The following is a 14,962-nucleotide window of genomic DNA, read 5'->3' on the forward strand; positions in this document are numbered from 1 at the left end:
AGGATTGCCGGGCCTTTTCCGAAAAACGGTTCATCAGCGGCACCGCCGGCGTGAGCAGGCGTTTGAGCGGCGGATGGCGCGCGCCTAGCGCGAACAGCTTGTAGCTCAGCGAGTAGCGATCGCCTTCGAGCGAGCGCAGCACGTAATGGCGGGCCACCAGGCGCTCCAGCATGCGGTAGATCTCGCTCTGGCTGCGGCCGAGCTCGCGAACGATCTCGGCGCGGGTCAGCCCGGCCGGCGCGCTCGAGAGCAGTTCGAGAATGTCCAATCCCTTGTCGAGGGCCGGTGCGCGATATTGATCGGCGGCGGCCTTTGCATCACGCTGACGCTTGTCGGGTCCGGCCGGCCGCGCCACCTCAAAATCCTCCTGCCTGGTGTTTCCCTTTTGTTGCGCCGATGACGCGCAACAAGGAACTTGCCTTTTTCATTAGTAAATATATTATTTGCTAATAGAAAACGCTGGTCAACAAGCTAGGCCAAGATAAACAGGCGAAGAGCCGTGCGTACAAATCAAGGGAGGCGCACATTGTCCTGCCGGCGCGGGCGCCCAGTCGAATCTCGCTGCATCGCCGTGCGCGAGGCGCGTTATGCTGCTGGTTGAAGCCAAGGACATCTATAAATCGTTCCCCGGCGTGCGCGCGCTAGCGGGTGCTCGCTTCGAGCTGATGCCGGGTGAGGTCCACGCGCTGATGGGCGAGAACGGGGCCGGCAAGTCCACGCTGATGAAGATTCTGGCCGGCATCTATACCAGGGATTCCGGCGAGATCCGCTATGATGGCGCGCTCGTCGATTTCGCCGGCCCGCGCGAGGCGCAGCAGGCCGGCATCGGCATCATTCATCAAGAACTGCAGCTGATGAACCATCTGACCGTCGCGCAGAACATTTTTATCGGCCGCGAGCCGAAACGCGCGTTCGGCCTGCTGCTCGACGACGACAGGCTCAACCGCGACGCGTCAGCGCTGCTCGCCCATCTCAATATCGGCATCGATCCGCGCACAGTGGTCGGCGGTCTCACGGTCGCCAGGCAGCAGATGGTGGAGATCGCCAAGGCGCTGTCGTTCAATTCCCGCGTCCTGATCATGGACGAGCCGACCGCGGCGCTCAACAACGCCGAAATCGCCGAGCTGTTCAAGATGATCCGCGAGCTGAAGGGCCGCGGCGTCGGCATCATCTACATATCGCACAAGATGGACGAGCTCAAGCAGATCGCCGACCGCGTCACGGTGCTGCGCGATGGCGAATATGTCGGCACCGTCGACGCCGCGACCACCAGCATGGCGACCATCATCGGCATGATGGTCGGCCGCACCATCAGTGACGAGCGCCTGGTCGGCGCGAACGCACCCGGCGAGGTCGTGCTCGATGTCCGTCACCTCGAATGCGGCCCGCTGGTTCGCGACGTCAGTTTCTCGGTGCGCCGCGGCGAGATTTTGGGATTTGCCGGGCTGATGGGCGCCGGCCGCACCGAGGTCGCGCGTGCCGTGTTCGGCGCCGATCGCCCGCAATCCGGCGAGATCCATGTGCACGGCAAGAAATGCGCGATCCGCACGCCCGAGCACGCGGTCGTCGCGGGCATCGGCTATCTCTCCGAGGACCGCAAGCGATTCGGGCTCGCGCTCGGAATGGACGTCGAGGCCAATGTCGTGATGTCGAACCTGTCGCGCTATCTGTCGTTCGCCGGTTTTCTCAAGGCGGAGCCGATGCGGCGGGCAGCGGAAAAGTTCATCCGCATGCTCAACATCCGCACGCCGTCGGCGGCGCAGGAGGTGCGGCTTTTGTCGGGCGGCAACCAGCAGAAGGTCGTGGTCGCCAAATGGCTCGACCGCGATTGCGACGTCCTGTTCTTCGACGAGCCGACCCGCGGCATCGACGTCGGCGCCAAGGCCGAGATCTACAAGCTTCTGCGCACGCTGGCCGACCAGGGCAAGGCGATCGTCATGATCTCCTCCGAACTGCCAGAGATTTTGCGGATGAGCGATCGTATCGTTGTCATGTGCGAGGGCCGCATTACCGGGGAACTCGCACCGGAGCAGGCGACGCAAGAACGGATCATGGAACTCGCGACCCAGCGCGAAGCGGCAAAGGCGGCCTGAACAATGAGCGAAGCTGCGACCACCCAGAAATCCCCCGCCGCACCGCGCCTGCGCGCCCTGCTGGCGCCGGCCGCGCTGCAAAAGCTGCTCGCCTTCGCCAGCCTCGTACTGCTCTTGATCTATTTCAGCATCGCCTCGCCGGCCTTCATGCAGACCGACAACATGATCAACATCCTGCAGGCGACGGCGGTCAATGGCGTGCTCGCCATTGCCTCGACCTTCGTCATCATCACGGCCGGCATCGACCTGTCCGTCGGCACGCTGATGACCTTCTGCGCCGTCATCGCCGGCGTGGTGCTCACCTTCTGGGGCCTGCCGATGTGGATCGGTCTCATCGCCGCGCTCGCTGCCGGCGCGCTGTGCGGCGCCGTCTCGGGAACGCTGGTTGCCAAGGCAAAAATTCCGCCGTTCATCGCGACGCTCGGCATGATGCTGCTGCTAAAAGGGCTGTCGCTGGTGATTTCCCGCGACAAGCCGATCTATTTCAACGACACGCCGGGCTTCACCTCGATCTCGCAGGAGTCGCTGCTTGGCGAGTTCGTGCCCAGCCTGCCGATCCCGAACGCGGCGATGATCCTGTTCATCGTCGCGATCCTCGCCTCCATCGTGCTCAACCGCACCGCGCTCGGCCGCTACACTTTTGCGATCGGCAGCAACGAGGAGGCCGTGCGGCTGTCCGGCGTCAATGTCGATCGCTGGAAGATCGCGATCTACAGCCTCGGCGGCGGCATCTGCGGGCTGGCCGGCCTCTTGCTGGCATCGCGCATCAATTCGGCCCAGCCCGCGCTCGGGCAGGGTTACGAGCTCGATGCGATCGCGGCCGTTGTGATCGGCGGCACGTCGCTATCCGGCGGCGCCGGCACTATCCTCGGCACCATCATCGGCGCCTTCATCATGAGCGTGCTGACCAACGGCTTACGCATCATGTCGGTCGCGCAGGAATGGCAGTTCGCCGTCACCGGCATCATTATCATTCTCGCCGTCTTCGCCGACATGCTGCGCAGGAAGCGGACGTGATCAAGGACCGTGGCCGGATGCGGCTCATCCGGCGAAGCAGACCCCACAATTTGGGATTGAGGAGGAAACACATGAGTAAAAAACTCTTTCTTGGTGCGGCGCTGGGAGCACTGCTCGCGGTGGGCGCATCAGTGCCCTCACGTGCCGACGAGACCTACATTCCGCTGATCTCGAAAGGCTTTCAGCACCAGTTCTGGCAGGCGGTGAAGCTCGGCGCGGAGCAGGCGGCCAAAGAGGCCAATGTCAAGATCACCTTCGAAGGGCCGGAGACGGAGGCCATGGTCGACAAGCAGATCGACATGCTCTCTGCCGCACTCGCCAAGAAGCCGAGCGCGATCGGCTTCGCCGCGCTCGATTCCAAGGCCGCAATCCCGCTGCTCAAGAAGGCGCAGGCAGCAAAAATCCCGGTCATCGCCTTCGACTCCGGAGTCGACAGCGACATTCCGCTGACCACCTGCACGACGGACAACGTGGCCGCGGCGGGACTTGCCGCCGACAAGATGGCGGGGGCGATCGGCGATGCCGGCGAAGTCGGCGTCGTCGTGCACGACCAGACCAGCCGCACCGGCATCGACCGACGGGATGGCTTTTTGAACGAGATGAAGGCCAAGCATCCGAACATCAAGGTCGTCGACGTTCAATACGGCGGGGGCGATCACCTGAAATCGGCGGAAATCGCAAAAACCATGCTGCAGGCCCATTCGAACCTGAAGGGCATTTTTGGCGCCAATGAAGGCTCGGCCGAAGGCGTCGCGATCGGCGTCAAGGAAAGCGGCAAGAAGGTCGTCATCATCGGCTACGATTCCGGCAAGGAGCAGAAGGACGCAATCCGCTCCGGCGCGATGCTTGGCGCGATCACCCAGAACCCGATCGGCATCGGCAAGTGTACCGTCGAGTCGGCCGTCAAGGCGCTCAAGGGCGAGAAGCTGCCGAAGGTGGTCGATACCGGCTTCTACTGGTACGACAAGAGCAACATCGACGATCCGAAGATCGCGGCGGTGCTGTATGACTGATGCATGGTGAGATGAGGTTCGAATAGAGCCGCATCGGAGGTACGCTCCCTCCCCCCTTGCGGGGGAGGGCTGGGAGGGGGGTAACCCAGACTTCGACGCCTGAACATGTGGACCCCACCCCTACCCCTCCCCGGAGGGGAGCGCACTGTGCTCGGTGCGCCGCCGTGCTCCTTGTTCGGTGCGTCAACCGATCGCGATCGCCACTTTTCCGAAATGCGCGCCGCTCGCCATGTGGGCGAACGCGTCCTTGGTCTCGGCGAACGCAAACGTCCGGTCGATCACCGGCTTCATTCCGTTGACAGCGATCGCTTCGCACATCGCCTTGAGATCCTCGATCGAACCGACGGTCACGCCCTGCAGCCGCTGCTGCTGCATCACCATCAGCGGCAGCCGCGAACTGGCCGGTGGCGGTCCGGCCAGCACGCCGATGAAGGCGATGGTGCCGCCGATCCGTGTCGCCCGGATCGACTCGTTCAATGTGCCGACGCCGCCGACCTCGACGACCAGATCGACGCCGTGTCCGGTCAATTCCCGCGCCTTCTTGCCCCAATCGGGCGTGGTCCTGTAGTTGATCGTGCCATCGGCGCCCAGCGTCGTCAGCCGCTCGATCTTGGCATCGGTTGACGAGGTCGCAATGACGCGCGCCCCGCACATTTTGGCGAACTGAAGTGCGAACAGCGACACGCCGCCGGTGCCCTGCGTCAAAACGGTCTGGCCCGGCCTGATGCCGCCGAGCTTGACGACCGCGCTCCAGGCCGTGAGACCGGCGCAGGGCAGGGCGGCGGCTTCGACATCGCTGAGATGCGGCGGAGTTTTCACCAGCGCGTGCGCGGGAAAGACGCGATACTCGGCGAGCACGCCGTCGACCGCGCCGCCCAGCGCGGCCTGCATCTTGGCTTCGCTCGGCTGCCCGCCGAGCCAGCTTTCAAAAAAGCTGCCGATGACGCGGTCGCCGGCAGCGAATTGCGTGACGCCGCTGCCGACCTGTTCGACGATGCCCGCGCCGTCCGAAACCGGCACCAGCGGAAATTTCTGGCGCGAGCCGTAGCCGCCCTTCACGGTGAGCAGGTCGCGATAGTTCAGCGTCGCAGCTTTGAGCCGAACCAGCACCTGGCCAGCGCCCACCCGCGGGACCGGCCGCTCGACCAGCTCGAGCGCGTCGAAACCGTCCGGCCCCTGCAATTCAAAGCATTTCATCACTCGTTTCCTCTTGATGGCGAACGGAGCCAACAGGGTATCCGCTTTCGTTCGGAGCGTATCGATGGCAATATTCTGGCCTCACCGGTCCGATAGACAAGAGGCTGATCGCATATCCGTCGATCGGGCAAGCCGAAAAGAAAGAGGGCGCCGGCGCGAGTGGGCAGCCCTCTTGGAGGAAAGTCGTCCACATGATGTCGAAAGCACTGCCACGCCGCGCCCTCGGTCGGACCAGGCTTCAGGTCTCGGTTCTGGGCTTTGGGACCGCGCCGCTCGGCGACCTCTACATGCAGCTCGACGATCAGGCCGCGATCGCCACGGTCGACCGCGCCTTCGCACTGGGTATTAACCTGCTCGACACGTCGCCGCTCTATGGACATGGCCTTGCCGAGCATCGCTGCGGCACCGCGATCAGGCGTGTGCCGCGGCACGCAATTGTTCTCTGTACCAAGGTCGGTCGTTGGATGGATCCGTTTCATGGCCGCGGCGATGGTTCCAATTTCGTCGGCGGGCAGCCGCACCGTGCCGTGGTGGATTATTCCTATGACGGCACCATGCGCTCGGTGGAGCAGTCGCTGCTGCGGCTTTCGACCGACCGGATCGACCTCTTGCTGATCCATGACGTCGACGTCTGGACCCACGGCGCTGACGCAATCGAGGCGCGATTCCGCGAAGCGATGGAGGGCGCCTATGTCGCGCTCGACAGGCTGCGCAGCGAGGGCGTGGTGGCCGGCATTGGGGTCGGCGTCAACGAAGCCGACATGTGCGTGCGTTTCGCCAACGCCGGCCGCTTCGACGCCATGCTGCTCGCCGGGCGCTATTCGCTGCTGGAGCAGCCGGGGCTTGCGGAGTTTCTGCCGCTGGCCGAGCAGCAGGGGATCGGGGTGATGCTGGGCGGCGTGTTCAACTCGGGCATCCTCGCGACCGGCGCGGTCAAGGGCGCAAAGTATAATTACAAGGACGCGCCGCCGGAGATCATGAACAAGGTCGCGCGGATCGAACGCGTCTGCAAAGCCCATGGCGTGGCGCTGCCGACAGCGGCGCTGCATTTCGCGCTCGGTCATCCGGCGGTCGCGAGCGTGGTGCTGGGGGCGCAAGGCCCGCAGGAGGTCGAGCGCAACGTGGCCGCGCTGTCCAGCCAGGTGCCGGCGGCGCTCTGGGCCGACCTGAAGTCCGAGCATCTGTTGGATGCGGATGTTCCGGTTCCGTCACAGGCCTGACCATGCGGATCGATGCGCATCATCATTTGTGGACGCTCGCACGCGGCGATTACGGCTGGCTGACGCCGGCGTTTGCGCCGATCTATCGCGACTTTACCCTCGCAGATCTTACGCCGCACCTCGGCGCCGGGCGGATCGACGGCACGATCCTGGTGCAGGCGGCGCCGACGGAAGCCGAGACGCTGTTCATGCTCGAGACAGCCGAACGCGCCGATGTGGTGCGCGGTGTGGTGGGCTGGACCGATTTTGACGCGGCCGACGGTGCTGCGCGCATCGATGCGATGGCGGCGCGCAAGTTGCTGGTGGGCCTCCGGCCCATGGTGCAGGACATTCCCGACGACGACTGGCTGCTGCGTCCGGCGCTGGCGCCGCTGCTCCGCGCGATGGCCGGCCATGGCCTCGTGTTCGATGCGCTGGCGCTGCCGCGCCATCTGTCGCGGCTTTTGCGCGTGGTCGACCGCCATGGCGAGCTGCAATTCGTGCTGGATCATTGCGCCAAGCCGCATCTGAAAACCGGCGACATCGCGGACTGGCGGCGCGATATCGCCGAGGTCGCTGCGCGCGACAACATCGTCTGCAAGCTCTCGGGCCTCGTGACCGAGGCGGGACCTGACTGGCAGCTCGCGCACCTGCGCCCGGCGGTAGACCATGTCCTCGAGTGTTTTGGTCCGCAGCGGCTGCTCTGGGGAAGCGACTGGCCGGTGCTCAATCTCGCCGGCGACTATGAGCGGTGGCTGGAGGCCAGCGAAACGCTGCTCGCCGATCTCTCGGCGGACGAGAAGGCTGCGATCTTCGGCGGCAACGCCGCGCGGATCTACCTCGCCAAACGCGGGCGGTCTGTGTCCTGACCAAGCATCCCGCGTCGTAAGATGGCTCTATCCCCTCATCCTGAGGAGCGCGCCTTTGCGCGCGTCTCGAAGGATGAGGCCCGGACATTTGCATCGGGGCCTCGTGGTTCGAGACGCCGCGCGAAGAGCGCGGCTCCTCACCATGAGGGTTTGATAGCGCAGAAGGTCAGCTACTTCCCCGCGCCGGTGGTCAGGCCGCTGACGATGTAGCGTTCGAGGAAGATGCCTGCGATGACCAGCGGTGCGATTGCGGCGGTCGAGAGCGCCGCCATCGACCACCAGTTGATGCCCTGCGAGCCGGTCTGGCTCGCCACCATCACGGGCAAGGTCTTTGCATCCGTGCTGGTCAAGAGCGCCGCGAAAAAATATTCGTTCCAGCACAAGACCAGTGAGAGGATGAAGGCGGCGACCATGCCGGGTACGGCGAGCGGCAGGATGATGCGGAGGAAGGCACCCCAGACCGACAGGCCGTCGACGAAGGCGGCTTCGTCGAGCTCGACCGGGATAGCGTTGAACTGGTCGCGCATGATCCAGATCACGATCGGCAGCACCGTCAGGGTGTAGAGCAGGATCAGGCCGAACCGCGTGTCGAGCAGCGCCAGCGCTTTGTACAGCACCAGAAACGGCAGCGCGAGCACGACCGGCGGCAGGATCAGCTGCGACATGAAGAAGAACAGGATGTCGTCGTTGCGCATCCAGGCGAACTTGTAGCGGAAGCGGCTGAGGCCGTAGGCGGCCAGCGATCCCAGCACCAGCGCCAGCAGCGAGGCGCCGACCGAGGTGAAAATGCTGTTGCCGAACCGGCTCAAAAACTCTTCGCGCGGGTTGGAAGTGCCGAAAATCGTGTCCGGCGACAGGCCGAGCGAGCGCCAGCCCTTCCAGTCCGGCTGAAAGTCGAGCCAGGGAATCAGGTGACCCTGCGTCACGTCGACCGCGGATTTGAACGAGGTCGTGACGGTCCAGTAGATCGGAGACAGGCAGACGAACGCCCAGAAGATCAATGCGGCGTAGATCAGCGTTCGGCCAACGATGCGCTTCGCGCGCGATGCCGCCTGAGGTTTTCGGTTCGGTATCAGTGCTGCAATCGTCATGATGGCGAAGACCTCACGTCACCTTCTGTGTCCAGCGATGCGACAGCCGCAGCAGCAGGCTCAAGAGCACGATGATGATCAGAAGATAGAACATTGCGAGCCCCGTGCCGTAGCCGACATTCGAACGGTCGCGGTAGACGCGGTAGATGAAGCTCGACATCGTGTCGGTGGCGCCGCCCGGGCCGCCGGCCGTGACGTTGATCACGATGTCGGCGAGCTTCAGCTTGAAGATGATCCGAATGATGAGGACGGTGATGCTGACCGGCAGCATCAGCGGGAACGTCACGTGCCAGAATGATTGCCAGCCATTGGCGCCGTCGACCTTGGCCGCCTCCAGCACCTCCTTGGGCATCGCTTGCAGGCCGGCGAGCAGGATGATCATGATAAAGGGGATCGAGACCCAGGCATCCATCGCCTCGATGGAAAAGCGCGCGATCCAGGGCGAGGCGAAGAATGCCGGATTGTCCCAGCCGAGCGCGCGCGCCAGCGTGGCCGCCGGACCGAAGCGGTATTCCAGCAGCGACTTGCCGATCATCCAGCTCACCGCGACCGGGCTCAGCATCATCGGTAGCAGGAACACGACGCGAAAGAATTTTCGGCCGCTTATGTCGGCGTTGAGCAGCAGCGCGAGCCCGAACGCGATGGCATATTCACCGGAGACGGCGAGCGTATAGAACACCATGTTGCGGAGCGCGTTCCAGTAATAGGTGTCGTGAAACAATCCGATGAGATTGCCGAGGCCGTAGAAGCGCGGGCCTTCGAGCGAGGACAGGTTCCAGTCGAGCGAGGCGATGTAGAAGCCGAACACGGTCGGAAAGATCACCACCGCGACCGTGAACAGCACCGCCGGCAGCAGGAACAGCGCGCGCAAGCCACGTTCGCCCCGCAGCAGGACTTGCCGAATGCCGAGCGCGATGCCCCACACGAGATACGCATAGAGCACTGGCCTCCAGTCCGAGAAGCCCGCAGCTATCGCACCGCTGGCATGAAGGACCTGGACGAGCAGCACCAGCGCGAACAGAGCCGAGGCGATGAGAAACAGCGCACGGCCCAGGCTCGCCTGGCGCATGCGTCGCGATGCAAGCATCTGCTGCCGGTTGACCGCCGCTGGTAATGATTGGTGCATCAGGATGGCATTCCGAAAAATGGCGGGCTGTTGCCTCCGACACGATTATCATCGGCCTCAACGCTCTCCGTCGTCATGCCCGCGCTTGTCGCGGGCATCCACGTCTTTGATCATGTCGATGGAACAAAGACGTGGATGGCCGGGACAAGCCCGGCCATGACGACGAAATCGTTGCAGCTATACCCCGAGCGAGGCCTTGTAGAGCGCGATCTGCTTCTCGCGGCCGAGCTGATCGGTCAGCTTCTCCCATGCGGCTGCGATATTGTTGGCGCCGGTCTGGGCGTCGACCTGACCGGCGAAGATTTTGGTCAGCTCGTCCTCGGCGATGCTGTAGTACTGGAAGATGCCGGGGATGCGCGGCTCGACCGCACGGTTCGGGTGGTTGTAGGAGGAGAGCTGCGAGTTCAGATACGAGGTGATGTATTTGCGGTCATAGCCCGCGGTCACCCATTCGTCGATATTGAAGTGGCTGGCCCGGTGCACCTGGAAGCCGGAGGGATATAGCACGGTCCAGAACGACAGATCCTTGCCGCCGAGATGGGCCGCCGCGCTCCACGCCGCCTTGTGTTTCTTCTCATCGCCATTGACGCGCGCCATGACATAGACGCCCCAGCCGAGATAGGCGCAGTTCGGCGCATGGTTCGGGCCGCTGGCGAGCTTGTCCCAGTTGCCCGTCTTCGCATTGTAGACGTCGTCCGACCCGGGCAGGATGTCGAAGCCGACGATGTCGCCGATCACCGAAGTGTCGCTCGCTTTCGCCACCTGTCCGATGTCGCCCCACCATGGGATCATCGAGCCGGTGCCGGCCAGAAACTGCTGGAAGCCCGTGGTGTTCGGATCGGCGTTGAGTTGATCGGGTGGCTCCGACGGCAGCGCGTCGATGACATCCTGAATGGCGCGCACCCAGGCCGGATTGTTAATGCGCGGCTTCATGGTGTCGACGTCGAACAGCCAGGCCTTGTCGTCGGGATGTTTTGCGTAGGCCGAGGCACGGCTGCCGAGGAAGTAGAAGCCGAACCCGCCCCAGGGTTTTGGCGCATCGAGATAGCCGTATGCGTTCTGGCCCTTGAACTTCTTGCCCTTGAGGAATTTGGTCACCGCCTGCACCTGCTGCCAGGTTTTTGGCACGCCCCAGTCGCCCGCATTGCCGGCGTCCTTCCACGCCTTGGCGAGGCCGGCATCGGAAAAATAGTCGGTGCGGTAATTGAAGTTGTGGCAGTCGCCGTCGATGGTGACGCGATAGGTCTTGTCGTTCCAGGTGCCGACCGGCGGCTTCAGATAGTCGACATAGTCGTTGATGTCGATCTGGGTCTTGACCCACTCCGGCATCTCGGATGCGAGGCCCTTGCCGCACACGTCGCCCTCGAACGGCGCGCCCATCTCCAGAATGTCGAAATCGACCGTGCCGGTTGCGATCGCCTGCTGCAGACGCGGGTTGTAGTCGGCCTGGGCGAGGTCGATCCACGAGATCTTTGCGCCGGTATACGCCTCCCACGGCTTCAGGAAGCCGCGAAACAGGAGGTTGTGCAGGTTCTGGTTGTTCAATCCCATGAAGGAGAGCTCGACACCCTTGAACTCGCCCTCCTTGACGTTCGCCTTGGTCGGGCCGAGACACAGCTCGCCGACCTTCTGCCAATCGGCATCGGTGGGCGCGCCCTTGCCGATGCCCGGAATTTGCGAAATCTGCGCGCGCAGATTGCTTTGCGCCAGCGCAGCCTCAGTCAATGCGCCGAGACCGCCGGTCGAGCCCAGGGCGGCGGCGCTAACGGCGCCCTTGAGCACCGTGCGTCGGTTCGGTCGCAATGGATGATGCTGATCGTGCTCCCGGTTGTTCACGCGAAACCTCCCTGTTGCTGGATGTTTTTGTTTCGGCCGCTGTGTCTTGGTCGTCTGTTGCGCCTGTGTTCGCGCTTCGTGGCATTTGTAAATACAGGCGGCGTGTGACGATCAAGTATGCAACAGCTCCGATCAATGTCAACGAAGCTGCGCGGTGCGCACGTACGGGCGCCTCATTCCCATGAGACGCGTTGCTGTGCAATGCGCGCGGGCCTCAAGCCGCATCAGGTGGAATGACACCCTTCTTGAAGATGAAGCAGCCGTAGAAGCGCCGCTCGCCGGTCTGGACCACGCAATAGGCTTTCTTCGCGAGATCGTAGAACGCAAACCGTTCGATGGAGCCCATCGGCCAGGAGCGTCCCTCGGCGGCGTCGATCTCGGCCTGCACCTCCTTCTGCACCGCGGGAATGTCATCCGGCTGGCCGACGATCTCCATGCGCAGCGCCGGTTTTTCGACGAAGGAATCGAGCGGCAGCAGCGACAGGATGGCGCGGGCGGCACGGCCTGCGGCCACGCCGTCGATCCGCAGCAGGCGCCCGAGCGCCGTCTGGCGCGCGACCGCATCGGCTGGAAAATTGGTGTCGCAGATCACGAGGTCGTCACCATGGCCCATGGCGCGCAGCGCGTGAAGCACGTCGGCGTTGAGAATGGGATCAATCGATTTCAGCATGCTGCGCCTCCCTTGAACTCAAATGGTTCTATAGGCGATTGTCCGCCGTATTCCGACGCGCAGCCGCCTGTCATGCTCTATTCTACATCATGGAATTGCGCCGAAGGCCAGCAGATCGCCTCAAAACGGCTCAATCGATCGTTTTTGTCGGCAGGGCGCTCGCGCGCAGAGAGGGACGTACATGAGACTCTTCCTGAGCTATCTGGCGGTAGCGGTCTCGTTCGTGGCGATCGACATGGTCTGGCTGTCGCTGATGGCGGAGCGGCTCTATCGGCCGGTGCTTGGCGACATCTTGAAGCCCAAGCCGGAGCTCGCTCCAGCCGCGGTGTTCTATCTGGTCTACACCGTCGGCCTGTTCGGTTTTGTGGTATGGCCGGCGCAGCAGAACGGAAGTCCGCTGCGGGTGCTGCTGCTCGGCGCGCTGTTCGGGTTCGTGACGTATGCGACCTATGACCTCACCAACCAGGCGACGTTGCGCAACTGGTCGACGGCGCTGTCGATCGCGGATATCTGCTGGGGCTCGGTGCTGGCCGCGATCAGCGCGCTGATCGGCTATATGGTTGGGCAACGCCTTGGCGCAGGCGCCTGATACGCGCGATAGTGGCGAGAGCAGGGTGGGTGGGCAAAGCCGCACTTGCGCCGCGCCCACCATTTCTTGTGCGGGCATGGTCAAGAAGGGTAGGCACGCTGCGCTTAGCCCAGCCTACAGATTAGAGCGAACACGTTATCGGCTCATCGCATCGAGGTCGCGGAGCAGGCCCGCGCCGCCGTCTGACGCGAGGCCGTGGCGCGTCAGCCAGCACCACATCGAGACGCTGTGAAACAGGGTATAAAGCCAGATGGCGCCCTCCGCGTCCGGATGATCGATTTCACCATACCCGGCAAGGAGCGGTGTTCGGCTGCCGGGATCCTCATGGCCGCAACAGAACAGTGCCTTTGCGAGATCAAACAAGGCATCGCCGGCCCGCGCATTGCCAAAATCGATCAGGCCGGTGAGTTTGAGACCGCCGCTGCCGTCACGCTCGGCCAGCACGTTTCCCTGCTGCAGATCGTCGTGGCAGAAAACAGACCCCGCGCTCGACTGCAGAAGGGGAAAGCGCGCCTGCGCCTGTTCTTGCAGCCGGCGCGTCAAAATCTCGTCCGCGCCTTGCTCGCGAAACTGCCGGAACGCCTGCTCGAATGCCGCGCGCATGTAGTCGTCGTTGCTCGGAACGGGCCGCTGAATGCCGTCATCCTTGATGTAGCCGTAGGCCGTCATGGGAATGCTGTGCAGGCGCCGCAGCAATTCCCCCATCTGCCGATAGGCTGCGTCGATGCCGTCAGTGCCGATCAGCCGCCGCACCGTCATGCCGGGAAGCCAGGTGGTCAGCGCAAAGCGGAACGGGATCAACCTTCGCCGCTCGTCGATGCACAGCCAGCGCGGGATTGGCAGGTCGGCCCGCTCGCCGATCCAGCCGGCCACCAGCGCCTCCTTCGCCACGACCCACGGCTGCTCGTCAGCGTAGATCTTCAGCACCAGCGGGTTTTTGCCCCGCGCGAGGTCGATGCGGTAGACGTCGCTCGTGCCGCCAGACAGCCGGGCAAACCTGACCGGGTCGAGCGCGCCATCGAGCTCGCGGACGATGGCGCGGACCTGATCCAATTCAAGGTCGAAGGTCAGGCGTGGCATCGGCCCAGGAAGGTTTTGCAGGGGACAGCGGATGTGGTCACGTGCCGGCGATGTACTACATGTCAGACTCCTGGGGATGATCCTGCGATCGGGGCACGTTGTGCCTCATCGCCGCGGACGATTCTAACCCAAGATGCGCCAGGTCGGCTATTGGTAGCCCACGAATGCTGTGGTCGCTGCCGATGTGAGGGCGGAGCAAAGAGATATCTGGGCTGGAGCAAAGCGACAGGGCCGCCTATCTGAGCAGGGTGGTGAAAGGGGCGTGATGTGGTTTGGAACCGAAAGGACTCGCAATGGAAAAGAACACGATTTGTCTGTGGTACGACAAGGACGCCGAGGCTGCGGCCCGCTTCTATGCCAAAACTTTCCCCGACAGCGCCGTCGGCGCCATCCACCGTGCACCGGGTGACTATCCCTCCGGGAAGGCCGGCGAGGTGCTGACGGTCGAATTCACGGTTGCCGGCGTTGCTTGTCTCGGCCTCAACGGCGGTCCCATGTTCAAACATAATGAAGCTTTTTCGTTCCAGATCGCCACCGACGATCAGGACGAGACCGACCGCTACTGGAACGCCATCGTGGGCAATGGTGGCCAAGAGAGTGCATGCGGCTGGTGCAAAGACAAGTGGGGTCTCCTGGCAAATCACGCCGCGCGTGCTGACCGAGGCGTTGGCGGCCGGCGGGATGAGGCAAAGCGCGCGTTTGATGCGATGATGAGCATGAAGAAGATCGATGTTGCCGCGATCAAGGCAGCGCGACGGGGCTGACGATACTTTCACTGCCGGAGCACAGAGGAAAGGTGGAGCCATGAGCGCGTCAGCCGGGTATCGGTGGCGGCGAGACAAGGACGGGCTCGGCGTCTGGGAGCATCGCGGCAAGGTCGCGGTGGCTGGTGTCGGACATTCGCCGGTCGACCGCCGCTGGGACGGCGTCTCGATAGACAAGACGCTGGGTGCCTACTCCATCCTGGCCTGCCAGAAGGCGATGGACGAGGCCGGCGTCACGGCGGACCAGATCGATGGCGTGATCTGCTGCGACAGCCATATCGCCGGCGGCAGCGGCGGCTCGGCGTCGCAATGGGCGCCGCGGCCCTATTTCGCCCCGCCCTATGATTCGGAGTGGGGGCTCACTCTGGTCAACGCGCAGTGGCTGATCGCGCAGATGGGCCTGTCCAACATCAAATTT

14 protein-coding genes and 1 pseudogene are annotated in these 14,962 nt (G+C 63.6%); 8 read left to right on the forward strand and 7 right to left on the reverse strand.

Annotated features, from left to right (window positions below):
• Positions 1–355, reverse strand: a 355-nt coding sequence (locus tag JOZ76_RS13615) for a helix-turn-helix domain-containing protein (RefSeq protein WP_291699147.1), incomplete at its 3' end; no start/stop codon positions are given.
• A 232-nt stretch (positions 356–587) separates the two neighbouring features.
• Between JOZ76_RS13615 and JOZ76_RS13620 the strand changes: the two genes are divergently transcribed.
• The 3 genes from JOZ76_RS13620 (at position 588) to JOZ76_RS13630 (ending at position 4,123) form a co-directional block, all read left to right on the forward strand.
• The gene (locus JOZ76_RS13620) at positions 588–2,093 is read left to right on the forward strand and encodes a sugar ABC transporter ATP-binding protein (RefSeq protein WP_291699148.1); all 1,506 of its coding nucleotides are present in this window, start codon (positions 588–590) and stop codon (positions 2,091–2,093) included.
• A 3-nt stretch (positions 2,094–2,096) separates the two neighbouring features.
• Complete coding sequence (locus JOZ76_RS13625) at positions 2,097–3,110, forward strand: ABC transporter permease (RefSeq protein ID WP_291699149.1); 1,014 nt, start codon at positions 2,097–2,099, stop codon at positions 3,108–3,110.
• A 71-nt stretch (positions 3,111–3,181) separates the two neighbouring features.
• Positions 3,182–4,123 (forward strand): ABC transporter substrate-binding protein, encoded by a 942-nt coding sequence (locus tag JOZ76_RS13630; protein ID WP_291699150.1) that lies wholly within the window; start codon positions 3,182–3,184, stop codon positions 4,121–4,123.
• A 183-nt stretch (positions 4,124–4,306) separates the two neighbouring features.
• On the opposite strand, the gene JOZ76_RS13635 is transcribed toward JOZ76_RS13630, so the two are convergent.
• Positions 4,307–5,320, reverse strand: coding sequence for a zinc-dependent alcohol dehydrogenase family protein (locus JOZ76_RS13635; protein WP_291699151.1), 1,014 nt, complete (start codon positions 5,318–5,320; stop codon positions 4,307–4,309).
• A gap of 194 nt (positions 5,321–5,514) precedes the next feature.
• Between JOZ76_RS13635 and JOZ76_RS13640 the strand changes: the two genes are divergently transcribed.
• Both JOZ76_RS13640 and JOZ76_RS13645 read left to right on the forward strand, forming a co-directional pair.
• Complete coding sequence (locus tag JOZ76_RS13640) at positions 5,515–6,540, forward strand: aldo/keto reductase (RefSeq protein WP_441300028.1); 1,026 nt, start codon at positions 5,515–5,517, stop codon at positions 6,538–6,540.
• 2 nt (positions 6,541–6,542) lie between these two features.
• Positions 6,543–7,388, forward strand: coding sequence for an amidohydrolase family protein (locus JOZ76_RS13645; RefSeq protein ID WP_291699153.1), 846 nt, complete (start codon positions 6,543–6,545; stop codon positions 7,386–7,388).
• Between the two features lie 170 nt (positions 7,389–7,558).
• On the opposite strand, the gene JOZ76_RS13650 is transcribed toward JOZ76_RS13645, so the two are convergent.
• From JOZ76_RS13650 to JOZ76_RS13665, 4 genes are all read right to left on the reverse strand, one after another.
• A complete protein-coding gene (locus JOZ76_RS13650) occupies positions 7,559–8,479 on the reverse strand; it encodes a carbohydrate ABC transporter permease (RefSeq protein WP_291699154.1) in 921 nt (306 codons plus the stop codon).
• A 13-nt stretch (positions 8,480–8,492) separates the two neighbouring features.
• The gene (locus tag JOZ76_RS13655) at positions 8,493–9,566 is read right to left on the reverse strand and encodes a carbohydrate ABC transporter permease (protein WP_441300029.1); all 1,074 of its coding nucleotides are present in this window, start codon (positions 9,564–9,566) and stop codon (positions 8,493–8,495) included.
• A gap of 216 nt (positions 9,567–9,782) precedes the next feature.
• Positions 9,783–11,441 (reverse strand): extracellular solute-binding protein, encoded by a 1,659-nt coding sequence (locus JOZ76_RS13660; RefSeq protein WP_291699155.1) that lies wholly within the window; start codon positions 11,439–11,441, stop codon positions 9,783–9,785.
• 214 nt (positions 11,442–11,655) lie between these two features.
• Positions 11,656–12,111: an RbsD/FucU family protein gene (locus tag JOZ76_RS13665; RefSeq protein ID WP_291699156.1), complete on the reverse strand. Its 456-nt coding sequence runs from the start codon at positions 12,109–12,111 to the stop codon at positions 11,656–11,658.
• Positions 12,112–12,292: 181 nt separating this feature from the next.
• Here JOZ76_RS13665 and JOZ76_RS13670 point away from each other — a divergent pair, with 181 nt between their 5' ends.
• Positions 12,293–12,700: a DUF2177 family protein gene (locus tag JOZ76_RS13670; protein WP_291699157.1), complete on the forward strand. Its 408-nt coding sequence runs from the start codon at positions 12,293–12,295 to the stop codon at positions 12,698–12,700.
• Between the two features lie 135 nt (positions 12,701–12,835).
• Here JOZ76_RS13670 and JOZ76_RS13675 read toward each other — a convergent pair whose 3' ends face one another.
• Positions 12,836–13,780, reverse strand: a complete 945-nt coding sequence (locus JOZ76_RS13675; protein ID WP_291699158.1) for a phosphotransferase family protein — start codon at positions 13,778–13,780, stop codon at positions 12,836–12,838.
• 293 nt (positions 13,781–14,073) lie between these two features.
• On the opposite strand from JOZ76_RS13675, the pseudogene JOZ76_RS13680 reads away from it, so the two are divergent.
• A pseudogene (locus JOZ76_RS13680) lies at positions 14,074–14,544 on the forward strand (VOC family protein).
• A gap of 40 nt (positions 14,545–14,584) precedes the next feature.
• Positions 14,585–14,962, forward strand: a 378-nt coding sequence (locus JOZ76_RS13685) for a hypothetical protein (protein ID WP_291699159.1), incomplete at its 3' end; no start/stop codon positions are given.

This window comes from Bradyrhizobium sp., from assembly GCF_019244115.1.
Taxonomy (GTDB): domain Bacteria; phylum Pseudomonadota; class Alphaproteobacteria; order Rhizobiales; family Xanthobacteraceae; genus Bradyrhizobium.